We start from the raw sequence: 16728 nt of genomic DNA, 5'->3' as shown, positions 1-16728 counted from the left end.
CAATGCACCACGACCCTGGTTTACCCGCAAGCCGTTGTTTATATTGAACTAATAGGTTGGCACGAGAGCTGCAATAGTTCTTCTACTAACCCGATTTGATACAGGCATACGGAGAAGAAATCATGAACAGCGCCCTTTTGCTCGGCCTCAACGCATTGGCACTGGCCGCGCTGGCAACCTTTCACTTCCAGCCTGCCGATTTACAAGACACCGCTCAGATCAATCAACCCGTCCCCCACCATCTGCAGCAACGTCCGCAGTTGGCGGTGATGACTGCCAACGCCCAATCGCCCATTCGCTTGGCCCAAGGCACGCAAGACGCCCCAGCATCCGAACACTGGGTATTTTGAGAGCGCTACTCATGTCCAAATCCGCATGGTTATTTCTTTGCCTGACGCTTCTCACCGCTCTACTGGGTTTGAGTAACGATATGCGAGAAAGCGCGACCCTCGCATTTATCGCCAGCGCTGTGTTCGGCTGCCTGCTGATCGTGTCGCTCGCCATTGGTCGTCGTATCAAATTCGACCCCGTGCTACGCTAGCCCTCCCCGCCTCAAGCCCTTCCCTACCTTACGTCGCCCCGCGCTAGTAAAAGAGCATACTGCCACTACCCTTATAGATGAGGGCAAAAGGCCATATTGCTTCCGGCACAAGCTCTTCAACCCGATGCAGGACAGGTTTGCGTGAAGATCAGGAATGTCCGATCCGAGCAAAAACTTTTCCAACCAGTCCGCAAAAATGCAAATCAGTGCTGGCATAAAGCCTGTAGGCGGTTCAATATTTGTCACAGAATTGACGCCAAGGAAATGTCAAATCTGAGGCATGATGCGGCCTCTTTGCAATTCGGGTTGAACTTTGGTCGTGAGCCTTGTCTTAACACACATCCTTGCGGCCAATTCCAGAAACCGCTCCCCTGAACTAACCGGTTAAATATATGCGCCCATTGAAACAGGCAATTTATTCCAGCCGTACGGCTGACAAGTTCGTCGTACGTCTGCCAGACGGAATGCGGGAACGCATTGCCGATGTGGCCCGCAATCATCATCGCAGCATGAACTCGGAAATCATCGCTCGCCTGGAACAGAGCCTTATTCAGGAAGGTGCCTTGGGTGAAGAGCTAAGCATGCGCCTGGATAGTCCGGAGCTGTCACTGCACGAACGCGAACTGCTGCAGCGTTTTCGTCAGCTTTCCCACCGTCAGCAAAATGCTCTCGTTTCGCTGATCGCGCACGACGTAGAGGCGGCCGCAGAAGCCAATTGATTTACACTTGAAAGCCGAAGCCAGCTATATGCTGGCTTTTTTTTGCGTGGGATTTGAGCAAGGGAAGCGAGGGCAGAATTGCCCTCGAAGGGAAGGTCAGAGCAGGAAGATGGTGGCCAAGCCCAGGAAGATGAAAAAGCCCCCACTGTCGGTCATGGCCGTAATCATCACGCTGGCCCCCATGGCAGGGTCGCGCCCCAGACGCGCCAAGGTCATGGGGATCAGAACCCCCATAAAGGCAGCCAACAGTAAATTGAGGGTCATGGCGGCGGTCATCACTACGCCCAGCGACCAACTGCCATATAGCAAGTAAGCCACCACTCCTATCACTCCGCCCCATACCAGGCCATTGATAAGGCCCACCGCCAATTCCTTGCGCAACAGACGCGAAGAATTAGCGGTACTGACCTGATCCAAGGCCATGGCACGTACGATCATGGTGATAGTCTGGTTACCGGAATTGCCGCCGATACCAGCCACTATCGGCATCAATGCTGCCAGGGCCACCAACTTTTCGATGGAGCCTTCAAACAGCCCGATCACGCGGGACGCGATAAACGCGGTAATCAAATTGACGGCCAGCCAGGCCCAGCGGTTATGCAACGAACGCCAGACTGACGCAAAAATGTCTTCCTCTTCACGCAAACCTGCCATGTTGAGGACTTCGGTTTCACTCTCTTCACGAATCAAGTCGACGATTTCATCGATTGTCAGACGGCCGATCAGCTTGCCGTTCTTGTCGACCACCGGGGCCGAGATCAAGTCGTAACGCTCAAACGCCTGCGCCGCGTCGTAGGCATCTTCATCCGGATGAAAGCTCACGGTATCGCTGGCCATCAGGTCAGCAACCCTCTTCTCCGGATCATTTACCAGCAGGCGCTTGATGGGCAATACGCCCTTGAGGATGCCTTCGTAGTCGACCACAAACAGTTTGTCGGTGTGGCCAGGCAGCTCTTTGAGACGACGCAGGTAGCGCAACACCACTTCCAGGCTGACATCCTCGCGGATGGTGACCATCTCGAAGTCCATCAGCGCGCCGACCTGGTCTTCATCATAAGACAGTGCCGAACGCACACGCTCACGCTGCTGAGTATCCAATGCCTCCATCAGCTCATGAACGACATCACGCGGCAATTCAGGCGCCAGGTCGGCCAGTTCGTCCGCGTCCATCTCCTTGGCCGCGGCCAGGAGCTCATGATCGTCCATGTCGGCAATCAGGGTTTCGCGAACCGAATCGGATACTTCGAGGAGAATGTCGCCGTCGCGATCAGCCTTGACCAGCTGCCAGAGCGTCAGCCGATCATCCAACGGCAAGGCTTCGAGGATGTAAGCGACGTCGGCGGAGTGCAGGTCATCCAGCTTACGTTGCAACTCGACAAGATTTTGCCGGTGAACCAGGTTTTCGACGCGGTCATGGTGCGGACCTTCCTGGCGGTGCGTGAGGTCTTCGACCACGCGCTGGCGCTGCAGCAGCTCGATAACTTGAGCCAGACGATCCTGCAGGCTTTCTTGTGTTTTCTTTACTTCTACTTCGGTCATAGGCGAACTCCACTCCCAGCAGCGGAGCGCGCCGGAAGGATCAATCAGTCAATTCATGATTGGTAAAGCGGGGTACTGAGTAACTACTGGGTAAGTCCATGGAGGCAGTCCATAAGCCCCGGCGGGGCTGACCGGCGCATGATACACCGACCAACCGCTTTTAACGTCAAAAAACTGGAAAGAACAAGCGCTTGCAAGCCAAAGTTGAGTATTGGCTGCATCCATGAACTGCGACGACACAGCCGGAAGGGAAAACACACGGAAAATCGAAAAAGGCCTACGCCAGGATAAAACCTACACAAACCCCAGACGGCAAAAAGCCCGCACTAGGCGGGCTTTTTGTTTGTATGGTGCACTCGACAGGATTCGAACCTGTGACCGCTCGGTTCGTAGCCGAGTACTCTATCCAGCTGAGCTACGAGTGCAGATTGTGCTTTTTAGACCAGATCACAACTGGTTGAAGCAAAGTTAGTTGCATCACTGCAACCAACTCTTAAATGGTGCACTCGACAGGATTCGAACCTGTGACCGCTCGGTTCGTAGCCGAGTACTCTATCCAGCTGAGCTACGAGTGCATTTGTTGCCGCGCATTATAGGCCGTTCAATCTCTATGTAAAGCTATTTTTTCGAGTATTTTCAACAACTTACCGAAAAAACCAGATTGCAACGTACTAAGCAAATAATGGCGGAGAACGGGGGATTCGAACCCCCGACACCCTTTTGAGGTGTACTCCCTTAGCAGGGGAGCGCCTTCGGCCACTCGGCCAGCTCTCCGCAACACGGGGCGTATATTAACCACGTTCCTCCCCGTTTGCAAACATAAAAAACGATAAAAATTAAAGGCTTGGTTCTTCGTCCTTCTCTTTCTTGATCCGCAGGTAGATTTCCTCGCGATGGACCGCTACCTCTTTCGGAGCGTTAACCCCGATACGCACTTGATTGCCTTTGACGCCGAGCACGGTCACGGTGATTTCGCCATCACCGATAATCAGGCTTTCTGCGCAACGACGAGTCAGAATCAACATACCTTTCACCTCACGCAATTCATTTCAGGAACAACAGTCTGCAAAAAAAAGGCATTGGACCTACAACCAGAAGGCCATAGCCCTACCGCCTAAGTATTGTCGAGCCCACGCAAAAGAACATGCGCTCAACAAAAAAATGAAAGGCGCGGTAAGCCGCGCCTTTCTGGCATCGCATCACTCGCCCTGTCGGGCCGGAGCGTCCAGCTCAAAAGCGGTATGCAGCGCGCGCACAGCCAGCTCCAGGTACTTCTCCTCGATCACCACCGAGACTTTGATCTCCGATGTGGAGATCATCTGGATGTTGATGCTTTCCTTGGCCAGCGCCTCGAACATGCGGCTGGCAACACCGGCGTGGGAGCGCATGCCCACGCCCACGATCGATACCTTGGCGATCCTGGTATCACCGATCACTTCACGGGCGCCGATCTCCTCCGCCGTGTTCTGCAGGATACGCTCGGCCGCATCGTACTCGTTGCGGTGCACGGTGAAGGTGAAATCGGTGGTGTTATCGTGCGAAACGTTCTGCACGATCATGTCGACTTCGATATTCGCACCGCTGATGGGGCCGAGGATCTTGAAGGCCACACCTGGAGTGTCTGGCACGCCACGGATCGTCAGCTTGGCTTCGTCGCGGTTGAAAGCGATGCCGGAAATGATCGGCTGTTCCATGGATTCCTCTTCATCAATAGTAATGAGGGTGCCCGGACCCTCCTTGAAGCTGTGCAGTACGCGCAGCGGAACGTTGTACTTGCCGGCGAACTCCACCGCACGGATCTGCAACACCTTGGAACCGAGGCTGGCCATTTCCAGCATCTCTTCAAAGGTGATCTTGTCCAGGCGCTGGGCCACGGACACAACGCGCGGATCGGTGGTGTAGACGCCATCCACATCGGTATAGATCTGGCATTCGTCAGCCTTGAGAGCCGCTGCCAGCGCCACGCCCGTGGTATCCGAACCGCCACGCCCGAGGGTGGTGATATTGCCCTGCTCGTCCACCCCCTGGAAACCGGCTACAACCACCACGCGTCCAGCCTTCAGATCGGCACGAATCTTCTGATCGTCGATCTGCAGGATGCGCGCCTTGGTATGCGCGCTGTCGGTAAGAATGCGCACCTGGCTACCAGTGTAGGACACCGCCGGCACACCGCGTTTGTTCAACGCCATGGCCAGCAACGCAATAGTCACCTGCTCACCGGTGGACACAATGACATCCAGCTCACGCGGCAGCGGCTGTTGATCACCGCTGATGGCCTTGGCCAGGTCGATCAGGCGATTGGTCTCGCCGCTCATGGCCGACAGCACCACCACCAGGTCGTCGCCGGCATCACGGAACTTCTTAACCTTGTCGGCGACCTGCTCGATTCTTTCGACAGAACCGACCGAGGTGCCTCCGAATTTCTGTACGATCAAAGCCATTTCTAAGCCGCCTCAGCCCGTAAAGGGGCGCCCAATAAACGAATCTTCCAGCAACCGAGCGAGCCCACGACTAAACCATGGGCTCATTAACGGCGCCTTAAATACCTGCCTCGACAAACGGCACGGCCAAGGCCAGGGCCGCGTCCAGGGCGCCGGCATCCACACCACCGCCTTGCGCCATGTCCGGACGACCACCGCCCTTGCCGCCCACTGCCGCAGCAGCTTGCTTCATCAAATCACCGGCTTTGAGTTGGCCAGTCAGGTCCTTGGTTACACCGGCAACCAGAACGACCTTATCCTCATGGACACTGCCGAGCAGGATCACTGCGCGGCCGAGCTTGTTCTTCAACTGATCGACCAGGGCCAGCAACGCCTTGCCGTCCTGACCGTCCAGGCGCGCCGCCAGGACTTTTACGTCCTTGACGTCAACCGCCGAGGCCGACAGATCGTCGCCCGCGGCACTGGCTGCCTTGGCCTGCAACTGCTCCAGCTGTTTCTCCAGCGCACGGTTGCGCTCAAGCACGGCGGACAGCTTGTCGATCAGATTGTCGCGGCTGCCCTTGACCAGGCCGGCCGCTTCCTTGAGTTGTTCTTCGGCGGCATTGAGGTAGGCCAGCGCCGCAGCACCGGTCACCGCCTCGATACGGCGCACACCCGAGGCCACACCGCCTTCGCTGATAATTTTCAACAGGCCGATGTCACCGGTGCGATTGGCGTGGATACCGCCACACAGTTCCACCGAGAAACTGCCGCCCATGCTCAGTACGCGCACTTGGTCGCCGTATTTCTCGCCGAACAGCGCCATGGCGCCTTTGTTCCTGGCGGTCTCGATATCCGTTTCCTCGGTTTCAACCGGGCTGTTACTGCGAATTTCCGCGTTGACGATATCTTCCAGCGCCTTGATCTGCTCAGGCTTGATCGCTTCGAAATGGCTGAAATCGAAACGCAGGCGCTGGCTATCGACCAACGAACCCTTCTGCTGGACATGCTCACCGAGCACCTGGCGCAACGCAGCGTGCAGCAAGTGAGTGGCCGAATGGTTCAGCGCGGTTGCATGCCGTACATCGGCATCGACCTGAGTATCGACCGGCGCACCCACGACCAGGTTGCCCAGCACCAACACACCATGGTGCAGGAACGCACCACCGGTCTTGGTGGTGTCGCGCACCTCGAAACGACCGGACGTCGAACCCAGGAAACCACAGTCACCGATCTGACCACCCGACTCAGCGTAGAACGGCGTCTGGTCCAGGACCACAACCGCTTCATCGCCCTCATTCAGCACATCGACTGACTTGCCGTCTTTATAAATGGCAACGATTTTGGCGGAGCCGGCGGTGGCCTTGTAGCCGATGAACTCGGTGGGTACATCAACCTTGACCAAGGTGTTGTAGTCCAGGCCAAACGAACTGGCAGAACGCGCGCGCACACGCTGGGCCTCCATCTCGCGTTCAAAACCTGCCTCATCGACGGTCAGCTCGCGTTCGCGGGCGATGTCGGCGGTCAGGTCCATCGGGAAACCGTAGGTGTCGTAAAGCTTGAACACCACGTCGCCCGGCACCACCGTACCCTTGAGCTCAGCCAGGTCCTGCTCGAGGATTTTCAGGCCGTGCTCCAGGGTCTTGGAGAACTGCTCTTCTTCAGCCTTGAGCACCCGCTCGATGTTGGCTTGTTGCTGCTTGAGTTCCGGGAAAGCGTCGCCCATCTCGGCCACCAGCGCAGCCACGATCTTGTAGAAGAAGCTGCCGGTCGCACCCAGTTTGTTACCGTGACGGCAGGCGCGACGGATAATGCGGCGCAGCACATAGCCACGGCCTTCGTTGGACGGCAGCACGCCATCGGCAATCAGGAAACCGCAGGAACGGATGTGGTCCGAGACCACCTTGAGCGAAGACTGGCTCTCATTGGCGCAGCCAATGGCCGCAGCCGAGGCACTCAACAGGTTGGTAAACAGGTCGATTTCATAGTTGGAATGAACGTGCTGCATGACCGCACTGATGCGCTCCAGCCCCATGCCGGTGTCCACCGACGGTGCCGGCAACGGATGCAACACGCCATCGGCGGTGCGGTTGAACTGCATGAACACGTTGTTCCAGATTTCGATATAGCGGTCGCCATCTTCCTCCGGCGAACCCGGCGGGCCACCCCAGATGTCGGCGCCGTGATCGTAGAAAATCTCGGTGCAGGGGCCGCACGGGCCGGTATCGCCCATGGTCCAGAAGTTATCGGACGCGTAAGGCGCGCCCTTGTTGTCACCGATGCGGATCATGCGTTCGGCGGGCACACCGATTTGTTGGGTCCAGATGTCATACGCTTCGTCATCCGTCGCGTAGACGGTGACCCAGAGCTTTTCCTTGGGCAGCTTCAGCACGCCGGTCAGGAAGGTCCAGGCGAAGGTGATCGCGTCTTTCTTGAAATAATCGCCAAAGCTGAAGTTGCCCAGCATTTCGAAGAAGGTGTGGTGGCGCGCGGTGTAACCGACGTTTTCCAGGTCGCTGTTCTTGCCGCCGGCGCGTACGCACTTCTGACTGCTGGTGGCGCGGGTGTAGGCGCGCTTTTCCTGGCCCAGGAAGCAGTCCTTGAACTGGTTCATCCCCGCGTTAGTGAACAGCAGGGTTGGGTCATTGCCTGGGATCAAGGAGCTTGAGGCTACACGGGTGTGGCCTTGCTCTTCGAAGAAGCGAAGGAAGGCTTCACGGATTTCTGCGCTTTTCATTAGGTTCTTCCACGGAGGCTGCGGCCAAAGGCCAGTGCGCAACATCATCAGACGAAGCGACGGCAAAGGGCCGCATTATATCGGCCCTTTGCCGGTGGTACAGCGTGTTTATGTGATAGAAACAGTCAATTAGACGGCCTGCACTGTCATTTCCGCGAAAATGCGACGAATGTCTGCACGACTTGCTCGATCTGCGCCCGACTGACATCCAGATGCGTGACCATGCGCAGACGCGGCGCGGCGCTCAACTTGATCCCGCGCTCGCCGGCAAAGCCTTTCAGGGCCTGCGCCCGATCGCCCATGTGCACATAGACCATGTTGGTCTGTACCGGCTCGACCGTATAACCGGCCTGGCGCAACGCATCCCCCAGCCACTGCGCATTGGCGTGGTCATCGGCCAAGCGCTGCACCTGGTGATCCAGGGCATACAGGCCCGCCGCCGCCAGGGAACCGGCCTGACGCATGCCGCCGCCGACCATCTTGCGCAGGCGCCGCGCCTTGGCGATCAGCGCTGTGGAACCGCACAACACCGAGCCGACAGGTGCGCCGAGCCCCTTGGAAAGACACACCGACACCGAATCGAAATGCCGGGCAATCTCTCGTGCCTCCACGCCCAATTTGACCGCTGCGTTGTAAAGCCGCGCGCCATCCAAGTGCAAAGCCAGCCCGTGTTCACGGGTAAAGGCACGCGCCCGGGCCAGATATTCCAGCGGCAGCACCTTGCCCTGCATGGTGTTTTCCAACGCCAGCAAGCGCGTACGGGCGAAGTGGAAGTCGTCGGGCTTGATCGCGTCGAGCACGTGATTCAGGTCGAGGGACCCGTCAGCCTGCACTTCCAGCGGCTGCGGCTGGATCGAACCGAGCACGGCCGCCCCGCCGCCTTCGTATTTGTAGGTATGGGCCTGTTGCCCGACGATATATTCCTCGCCGCGCTCACAATGGGCCATCAACGCCAGCAGGTTGCTCATGGTGCCGGTGGGCACGAACAGCGCAGCGTCGAACCCCAGGCGCCTGGCCAGCTCAGCCTCCAGTTGGTTGACGCTGGGGTCTTCGCCGTAGACGTCATCACCGCTGACGGCGTTGGCCATCGCATCGAGCATACCGGGGGTGGGTTGGGTCACGGTGTCGCTGCGCAGGTCGATCACGGTCATGAAGGGGGCCTCTAACGGAATGGATAAGTCCTTTTGTGAGTGATTACTGCGGGCAAAGCCACGCAATATCAAGTCCCCGCTGCACTCAATCGAATACCCACCAAACAAACCGATATAGCTTATCGATACGGCAACCGTGCAGTTTTTGAAAAACCATGTTAAAAACTCTGCGCCGCCAGGGTTCTGGCGGCAACGTTCTCAGGGCGGGGTGCAATTCCCCACCGGCGGTAATTGCGCGCAATGCGCATAGCCCGCGAGCGCTTGGCGCCTCGAACTGCTCCGGCAGGACGGCGACAAGGTCAGCAGACCCGGTGTGATCCCGGGGCCGACGGTCATAGTCCGGATGAAGAGAGAACGGGATTGGCACCTAGGGGCCGCGCGCCTGTTCGCGCACGCGTACCCTTAAATCCCATTCGATTCATAACGCCCTGTTTTTTTCTTAAACAGGAGTCAGAACATGCAACCCACCGCAATCGACAGCAAAAGCAAAAACCATCACGGCGAGCGTGTCGCGTTTATCCAGGCCTGCTGGCACAAGGATATTGTCGACCAGTCGCGCAAAGGCTTCCTCGCCGAAATGATCGCCCAGGGCTACCAGGAATCGGACATCGATTTCTTCGAAGTCGGCGGCGCCTTTGAAATGCCCCTGCACGCCAAGCTGCTGGCCAAGACCGGCCGTTACGCCGGTATCGTCGCCGCCGCGCTGGTGGTGGATGGCGGCATTTATCGTCACGAATTCGTCGCCCAATCGGTGGTCAGCGGCCTGATGCAGGTGCAGTTGGAAACCGAAGTGCCGGTATTTTCGGTATCCCTGACTCCCCACCATTTCCACGGGGGCAGCGAGCACACCACGTTCTTCTACGAGCATTTCGTGCACAAGGGCCAGGAAGCTGCGCGGACGTGTGCCGACACCCTGCACAAGGTGCGGGCGATCCGTCGTAGCGAGCCGCGTGCTGTAGCGGTCTAAGCAACACCGCAAAACGAGTGTGGGAGGGGGCTTGCCCCCGATGGCGGTGTGTCAGTCAGCTCATCTGTAGCTCAAACACCGCTATCGGGGGCAAGCCCCCTCCCACATTTGAAGTCAGTCAGGCCTGAGATCTATGCAAGGCCAGCTTCTGTGGTGGGCACGATGAGAATTCCCGCGCGCAAACCATTCTTCACCTTCGGGTTGGGGAAGATGATGCGTGCACCCTCCTCCTCGATCACCCAGCGGGTCTGGGCCACATCTTCGGCCAGCAGATAACCCTTTTCCAATTCCGAAAAGTTTTCCACATCCGCCGGCAAATGCAGCAGGAACGCGTCGCTGTGCTTGATGATTTCCCGTGCAACGGCGAACAGCTTCAAGCCGTCGAGGCCGCCTGTCTCAGGCTCGGTGCCTTCGATGATGTGCTTGAGGCGCGTCTCCAGCCTGGACACGTCCACGCTCTGGTTCTGGCCGAAAGGACGGGCCTTGCCCAGCTCCAGGGTGAAGGCCTCGGCCTCGAGTCGTTCGTAGGTGAACGCCGTGAAGGTGATAGAGGCTTTGTTCTGCAGCAGCACTGCCTCCATGCCGGCGGCGCGAAGGCGCTCCAGCTCACGGCGCGAATGCTGGCGCCCTTCTTTCCACGGATACAGCGCGAACTGCTCGATCTTCGAGCCACGAATCGCGGTATGCAGGTCGTAATGCAGGCGCGAACGGCCCGGCTGGCTGAAAAAGCTGCGGGCCAACTGTTCAAGTTCGGCGGCGCGCATGGCTTCGGGACCAATGTTGCTTTCATGCCGGCCGTTGAACAGCCGGTTGATGTCCAGTTCAAGGTAACGCTCGCCGCGACGCATGGCCTCGGGGTTGCCGAACAGGAACAGAATACGGGTGCGGGGCTTGATCTCCCCACGGGCGATGCCATGCAACAGGCGGTCGAGCAGTTCGATCGGCGCGGTTTCGTTGCCATGGATGCCGGACGACAGCAGCAGGTCGCCGCCATTGTCCCGGGCCTCGGGCGGGCGCACTTCAAGCGCGCCCTCACTGAGCCAGCGCATCTGCACGCCGTCGACAGTCAGTTGAATTTTTTGCGCCGGTTCGCGACCGGCGAGGGTCAGTTCAAGCAGTTTGCCGAGGGCGAGCATAAGCAGCTTCCTTAGTGGTTGCAGCCTGGGCCGTGGACGTGGTCGTCGTCATCACCTTCGACGTCGGCCGGTTCCATTTCCAGTTCCAGGCTCATCAGGTTGGTCGCCAGCGGGCGCATCAGCAGGTTGGCGTACTCGGCGTCGCCCTCTTCCACATCCACGCCGATCAGCAGTTGGCCACGGCCGTCATGCTGGATCCAGATCTCCTTGCCCTGCCAGACCACGGCAACGCGGGTGCAGGAGGTTTCCAGCTGGGTGCCGTCGGTGTCTTCAAGGATCAGCTTCAGGGTGTCGGTCATAAATAAAATATCTCAGCCGTAGGGCGTTAATTGATCTGAAAAGGATAAACCGAGCCCAGTTTAAGGATTTGCGTCAGTTCATCCAGTGCCGTCCGGCACTCAAGCAGCAGTTGCGGGTCAGCCAGGTCGGTTTCGCGCAGGCTGTCGCGGTAGTGCCTGTTGACCCATTGGGTCAGGGTGTCGTACAGCGGCGCGGTCATGATAACGCCTGGATTCACCGCCGCCAGTTCGGTTTCGTTCAACGCCACACGCAAACGCAGGCACGCCGGGCCGCCGCCGTTCTGCATGCTTTGCTTGAGGTCGAACACCTTCACTTCGCGGATCAAGCCGCCGCTGGCCGTGAGGTGTTGCAAGTATTCCCAGACGCGCGGGTTGGCGCGGCATTCTTCCGGCACGATCAGCAGCATCGCGCCATCGGGACGTGTCAGCAGCTGGCTGTTGAACAAGTAGGAGCGCACCGCATCCTCGACGCTGACCTGGGAACGCGGCACACACACAGACTGGAAGTTGCCGCCCCGCTTGCCCAACTTGCCCTGCAGTTCGGCGAGCATCTGTTCGGTGTTGAGGAACGCGTCCTCGTGGTAGAACAGCACCTCGCCGTTGCCGACCGCGATCACGTCGTTGTGGAACACACCGGCATCGATCACCGCCGGGTTCTGCTGGGCGTAGACCACGCCGTCATCCTTCAGGCCGTGCAGACGCGCAACCGCCTGGGACGCCTCGAGGGTCTGGCGCGCCGGATATTTTTGCGGGGCCGGGTAACGAGCGTCGAACGCACTGCGGCCAAACACGAAGAACTCGACGCCGGCCTCACCATACTCACGGCAAAAGCGCGTGTGATTGGCTGCGCCCTCATCGCCAAACTGCGCCACCGCCGGCAGTGCCGCGTGATGGGCGAAGTGCTTCTGGTCGGCGAACATCGCCCCCAGCACGCGGCTGGTGGTCGGGTGTTCGATGCTGCGGTGGTATTTGCAGTTGAGGTTGGCAGCGGTGAAATGCACGCGGCCATCCGCCGTGTCGGCACTGGGGCTGACGGTGGCGGCGTTGGCCACCCACATGCTCGACGCCGAGCAACTCGCCACCAACAAAGGCATGGCCTGCCTGGCCGCTTGCTCGATGACCTGAGCGTCGGTGCCGCTGAAACCGAGGTTGCGCAGAGCGGCCACATCCGGGCGCTCCTGGGGCGCGAGTACGCCTTGCACAAAGCCCATGTCCATCAGCGCTTTCATTTTTTGCAGCCCCTGCAACGCCGCTTCCCTGGGGTTGGAATGCTGCTGGCTGTTGCTCTGGGACGCGACGTTGCCGAAGGACAAGCCGCCGTAGTTATGGGTCGGCCCCACTAGACCGTCAAAATTGACTTCACAGGATTTCATCGGCGAGGCTCCACGAACATCTGTTCTTATAGGCAATCTTCAACACACCACAGATTCAGTGTGGGAGGGGGCTTGCCCCCTCCCACATTCAAATAAGCGTAATGCCAGGTGTTAGCGTGGCTGGAACCACCAAATTCGGGGTCTCCAGCGACGCCACCGGGTACGCGCAATAATCGGCCGCGTAATACGCACTGGCGCGATGGTTACCCGAGGCCCCGACCCCGCCAAACGGCGCGGTGCTGGCGGCGCCGGTCAGCTGTTTGTTCCAGTTGACGATACCGGCGCGGCTTTCCAGCCAGAACTGCTGGTAACGCGCCTCGGAATCCGACAGCAGGCCTGCGGCCAGGCCGTACTGGGTGTTGTTGGCCTCGGCAATCGCCGCAGCAAAATCCGCGTAGCGAATCACCTGCAACAGCGGGCCGAACAGCTCTTCGTCTTCGCGCTCGGTCACTGCGGTCACGTCGATGATGCCCGGGGTCAGCAAGGCGGCCTGATCCCGGGGTTGGGTCATTTCCAGCAGCGCCACGGCGCCATTGGCCAACAGCAGTTCCTGGGCATCCATCAGCGCTTTGGCGGCAGCCAGGGAAATCACCGAGCCCATGAATGGCGCCGGTTGCTGGTCGAACGCGCCCACTTCAATGGCGGCGCTGACCGCCACCAGACGCGCCAGCAACGCATCGCCCCAGGCGCCTTCCGGCACCAGCAAACGACGGGCGCAGGTGCAGCGCTGGCCGGCGGAGATAAACGCCGACTGGATGATGGTGTACACCGCCGCATCCACGTCGGCCACTTCGTCCACCACCAGCGGGTTGTTGCCGCCCATTTCCAGGGCCAGGATCTTGTCCGGACGCCCGGAGAACTGCTGATGCAGGTGGTTGCCGGTGCGGCTGGAACCGGTGAAGAACAGACCGTCGATACCTGGGTTGGCCGCCAGCGCGATACCGGTTTCCCGCGCGCCTTGCAGCAGGTTCAATACGCCCGCCGGTAACCCCGCTTCGACCCAGCATTGCACGGTCAGCTCGGCAACTTTGGGCGTCAGCTCGCTCGGTTTGAACAGTACGGTGTTACCCGCCAGCAACGCCGGGACAATATGCCCGTTCGGCAAGTGACCGGGAAAGTTGTAGGGGCCGAACACCGCCACCACACCGTGAGGCTTGTGGCGCAGCACAGCGGTGGCGTCGCCCAGAGGGCCGCTCTTCTCGCCGGTACGCTCGCGATAACTTTGCACCGAGATGGCGATCTTGTTGGCCATGCTGGTGACTTCAGTCGCCGATTCCCACAGCGGCTTGCCGGTTTCCTCACCGATGCAGCGGGCGATTTCATCAGCGCGGCTTTTCAGCGTGGCGGCGAAGGTTTCGAGCACACCGATGCGCTCTTCCAACGACTGCCGAGCCCAGCCTGGAAACGCCTGACGCGCAGCCTGCACGGCGGACTCGACTTGCTCGGCCGTCGCGCCATTGCCGCTCCACAGCACTTGCTGGGTAACCGGGTTACGCGACTCAAACAGTTCACCCTGGCCAGCCAGCCAGCTACCTGCGATGTACAACGAATTCATTATTTCGACTCCCGAGCAGCAGACAACGCAACAGCACGCACTTGGTCACCGACCACCAACTGCAGGCGCCTGGCGGTCTGGGGATCGACCACCAACGTGCCCGCAGCCAGACGGGCCGGTGCGGCCGTGATGCGGCAGTCTTCGCGTTTTCGGTTATGGATCAGGAACGGCGTGGCGTCGTCCCCCGGCGTGCCGATGGCCAGCACCAACGCCTGACTGTCGCGCACCGCACGAATCTTGCTGGTTTCACACTCCACCGCCGGGCCCGCGTCGAAAATATCCACATAGCCCTGGTAGCTGAAGCCTTCGCTCTTGAGCATGCTCAGCGCCGGCTCGGTGTCCGGATGCACTTTGCCGATCACGTTGCGTGCGTCTTCGGAGAGAAAGCAGCTGTACAGCGGAAACTTCGGCATCAGCTCGGCGATAAACGCCTTGTTGCCGACGCCGGTGAGGTAGTCGGCCTGGCTGAACTCCATCTTGAAGAAGTGTCGGCCCAGGCTTTCCCAGAACGGCGAGCGCCCTGCCTCGTTGGACACGCCGCGCATCTCGGCGATGATCTTGTTGCCAAACAATTGCGGGAATTCGGCGATGAACAACAGGCGCGCCTTGGCCAGCATGCGGCCGTTGAGGCCGTTGCGGTAATCGGCGTGCAGGAACAACGAGCACAACTCGGAATTGCCGGTGAGGTCGTTGGCCAGGAACAACGTCGGAATTTCGCGGTAGATATTCAATTCCTGGGAGGCGCTGACCGTCAGGCCGACCCGGAAGTTGTACCAGGGCTCGCGCAGGCCGACAGCGCCGGCAATGGCCGAAATCCCCACCACGCGGCCTTCGTCGTTTTCCAGCACGAACAGGTAGTCCGCATCGCCGCGCCCGGCTTCGCCGCGAAAGGTTTTCTCGGCCCAGCCCACGCGATGGGTCAGGCGCTCTTCGTTGGCCGGCAAGGTGGTGAGGCCGGTGCCGGTGCTGCGCGCCAGGTCAATCAGGGCCGGTAAATCGCTGCTGCGTACGGGACGAACGATCATGCTATCTCCTCGAACGGGCCGCTGTGGTCAGCCACCCGCGAAACTCTCTTTTTAAACCGCAACCAGGCGCACACTTGCACCTTCGCCCACGCCCAGGGCTTCAGCTGCCTCCAGGTCCAGAATCACTGGCTTGCCCGGCGCGTAGTCCAGCTCCAGCATCACCGCGCGGTAATCCTGCAACTGCGCGTTGCTCACCAGGTACTGGCGACCGACGCCCTTGGTCATCTCGCCGATTTTCACCGGCACCACGCGGCTCTGGGCAATCGAGCGAATCCCCGACACCCGCGCGTGCAACGTCGGGCCACCGTCGAAGATGTCGATGTAGTGATCGGTCTCGAAGCCTTCGCGCATCAGGATGTCGAAGGTGATCTGTGCACGCGGGTGCACCTGGCCCATGGCCTCCTGGGCGGCGTCCGGCAGCAGCGGCACGTAGATCGGGTAATGCGGCATCAGCTCGGCGAGGAAGGTGCGGCTTTTCAGCCCGCACAGGCGCTCGGCGGCGGCGTAGTTGAGGTCGAAGAAGTTGCGACCGATGGCGTCCCAGAACGGCGAATCGCCGTTTTCGTCGCTGTAGCCAACGATCTCGGTCACCACCGAATCGGCAAAGCGCTCGGGGTGGCTGGCGACGAACAGCAGGCGACCACGGGAATTGAGCTCCGACCACGGCGAACCGACCAATGCAGGCTTCACGTAGAAACTGGTGAGCAGGCTATTGCCGGTCAGGTCGTGGCACTGGGAAAGCACGTGGATCTTGTTGTGGATCTTCAGCTCGCGGGAGGCGTGCACAAAGGTTTCGTTACGGAAACTGTAGAACGGCTCGGAGTAGCCGGCCGAGGCGACGATAGCCGAGCAGCCGGCGAGCTTGCCGGTGTCGGTGTCTTCAAGCACGAAGAAATAGCTTTCTTCACCGTTGAAACTCACTTCGGCCGCGAAGGACGCTTCACTGGCGGCGATCTTGTCGCTCAGGCGTTCCACATCATCCGGCAAGGAAGTCACACCAATCGGGCTGTCCGCAGCCAGACGCTGTACCTCGCCCAGATCAGCCATTTGCGCGGGGCGCATCACCAGCATGGTGTCACTCCTTAACTCGAAAAACTCATAGGAAAAAATACCGGACACGGGAACTGAGTTCACACAGATCCCATGTGGGAGGGGGCTGGCCCCCGATAGCAGTGTGTCAGTTGATAAATCAGGGGACTGATCCACCGCCATCGGGGGCAAGCCCCCTCCCACATTTGGAACCGGTCCGGCCTGCCAAATGTGTCG

At 59.5% G+C, this 16728-nt stretch carries 15 protein-coding genes, 3 tRNA genes and 1 riboswitch; of the genes, 4 read left to right on the top strand and 14 right to left on the bottom strand.

Annotated elements, in window-relative coordinates; genetic code table 11:
* Positions 1 to 122: 122 nt before the first annotated feature.
* The 3 genes from BFQ00_RS26925 (at position 123) to BFQ00_RS26915 (ending at position 1260) form a co-directional block, all read left to right on the top strand.
* Positions 123 to 350: a hypothetical protein gene (locus BFQ00_RS26925; RefSeq protein ID WP_065884437.1), complete on the top strand. Its 228-nt coding sequence runs from the start codon at positions 123 to 125 to the stop codon at positions 348 to 350.
* Between the two features lie 11 nt (positions 351 to 361).
* On the top strand, positions 362 to 541 hold the full coding sequence (locus tag BFQ00_RS26920) for a PA3371 family protein (RefSeq protein WP_065884436.1): 180 nt from the start codon (positions 362 to 364) through the stop codon (positions 539 to 541).
* Between the two features lie 392 nt (positions 542 to 933).
* On the top strand, positions 934 to 1260 hold the full coding sequence (locus tag BFQ00_RS26915) for an Arc family DNA-binding protein (protein WP_065884435.1): 327 nt from the start codon (positions 934 to 936) through the stop codon (positions 1258 to 1260).
* Positions 1261 to 1356: 96 nt separating this feature from the next.
* Here the strand turns inward: BFQ00_RS26915 and mgtE are convergent, their stop codons facing one another.
* The 8 genes from mgtE to ltaE all read right to left on the bottom strand — a co-directional run bounded on the left by mgtE (position 1357) and on the right by ltaE (position 9107).
* The gene (gene mgtE, locus BFQ00_RS26910; RefSeq protein WP_057723713.1) at positions 1357 to 2799 is read right to left on the bottom strand and encodes a magnesium transporter; all 1443 of its coding nucleotides are present in this window, start codon (positions 2797 to 2799) and stop codon (positions 1357 to 1359) included.
* A 348-nt stretch (positions 2800 to 3147) separates the two neighbouring features.
* A tRNA-Arg gene (locus BFQ00_RS26905) sits at positions 3148 to 3224 on the bottom strand.
* A gap of 73 nt (positions 3225 to 3297) precedes the next feature.
* Positions 3298 to 3374, bottom strand: a tRNA-Arg gene (locus BFQ00_RS26900).
* Positions 3375 to 3482: 108 nt separating this feature from the next.
* Positions 3483 to 3573 (bottom strand) — tRNA-Ser (locus BFQ00_RS26895).
* 62 nt (positions 3574 to 3635) lie between these two features.
* Positions 3636 to 3824, bottom strand: a complete 189-nt coding sequence (gene csrA, locus BFQ00_RS26890) for a carbon storage regulator CsrA (RefSeq protein WP_003175645.1) — start codon at positions 3822 to 3824, stop codon at positions 3636 to 3638.
* Positions 3825 to 3998: 174 nt separating this feature from the next.
* Positions 3999 to 5240 carry an aspartate kinase gene (locus BFQ00_RS26885; RefSeq protein WP_065884434.1) on the bottom strand — a complete coding sequence of 414 codons (1242 nt, stop codon included), beginning with the start codon at positions 5238 to 5240 and terminating at the stop codon, positions 3999 to 4001.
* Positions 5241 to 5337: 97 nt separating this feature from the next.
* Complete coding sequence (alaS, locus tag BFQ00_RS26880; RefSeq protein WP_065935242.1) at positions 5338 to 7956, bottom strand: alanine--tRNA ligase; 2619 nt, start codon at positions 7954 to 7956, stop codon at positions 5338 to 5340.
* Between the two features lie 146 nt (positions 7957 to 8102).
* Complete coding sequence (ltaE, locus tag BFQ00_RS26875; RefSeq protein ID WP_065935241.1) at positions 8103 to 9107, bottom strand: low-specificity L-threonine aldolase; 1005 nt, start codon at positions 9105 to 9107, stop codon at positions 8103 to 8105.
* A gap of 190 nt (positions 9108 to 9297) precedes the next feature.
* Positions 9298 to 9467, top strand: a riboswitch (FMN riboswitch).
* 97 nt (positions 9468 to 9564) lie between these two features.
* On the opposite strand from ltaE, the gene BFQ00_RS26870 reads away from it, so the two are divergent.
* On the top strand, positions 9565 to 10074 hold the full coding sequence (locus BFQ00_RS26870; protein WP_057723717.1) for a 6,7-dimethyl-8-ribityllumazine synthase: 510 nt from the start codon (positions 9565 to 9567) through the stop codon (positions 10072 to 10074).
* A gap of 131 nt (positions 10075 to 10205) precedes the next feature.
* Here BFQ00_RS26870 and astE read toward each other — a convergent pair whose 3' ends face one another.
* The 6 genes from astE to aruF all read right to left on the bottom strand — a co-directional run bounded on the left by astE (position 10206) and on the right by aruF (position 16533).
* Entirely contained in the window at positions 10206 to 11210 is a 1005-nt protein-coding gene (astE, locus tag BFQ00_RS26865) for a succinylglutamate desuccinylase (RefSeq protein WP_065935240.1), read from the bottom strand.
* Positions 11211 to 11221: 11 nt separating this feature from the next.
* On the bottom strand, positions 11222 to 11509 hold the full coding sequence (locus tag BFQ00_RS26860; RefSeq protein WP_065884430.1) for a topoisomerase II: 288 nt from the start codon (positions 11507 to 11509) through the stop codon (positions 11222 to 11224).
* Positions 11510 to 11535: 26 nt separating this feature from the next.
* A complete protein-coding gene (astB, locus tag BFQ00_RS26855; RefSeq protein WP_065884429.1) occupies positions 11536 to 12882 on the bottom strand; it encodes an N-succinylarginine dihydrolase in 1347 nt (448 codons plus the stop codon).
* 88 nt (positions 12883 to 12970) lie between these two features.
* Positions 12971 to 14440, bottom strand: coding sequence for a succinylglutamate-semialdehyde dehydrogenase (gene astD / locus BFQ00_RS26850; protein WP_165386130.1), 1470 nt, complete (start codon positions 14438 to 14440; stop codon positions 12971 to 12973).
* Positions 14437 to 15462 carry an arginine N-succinyltransferase gene (astA, locus tag BFQ00_RS26845; RefSeq protein ID WP_065884427.1) on the bottom strand — a complete coding sequence of 342 codons (1026 nt, stop codon included), beginning with the start codon at positions 15460 to 15462 and terminating at the stop codon, positions 14437 to 14439. The genes astD and astA overlap by 4 nt, the downstream gene beginning before the upstream one ends.
* 51 nt (positions 15463 to 15513) lie before the next feature.
* A complete protein-coding gene (gene aruF / locus BFQ00_RS26840; RefSeq protein WP_065935238.1) occupies positions 15514 to 16533 on the bottom strand; it encodes an arginine/ornithine succinyltransferase subunit alpha in 1020 nt (339 codons plus the stop codon).
* Positions 16534 to 16728 lie beyond the last annotated feature (195 nt).

Source organism: Pseudomonas sp. 28 E 9, assembly GCF_900004785.1.
GTDB lineage: Bacteria > Pseudomonadota > Gammaproteobacteria > Pseudomonadales > Pseudomonadaceae > Aquipseudomonas > Aquipseudomonas orientalis_A.
This window is presented reverse-complemented; position numbering and strand designations above follow the sequence as displayed.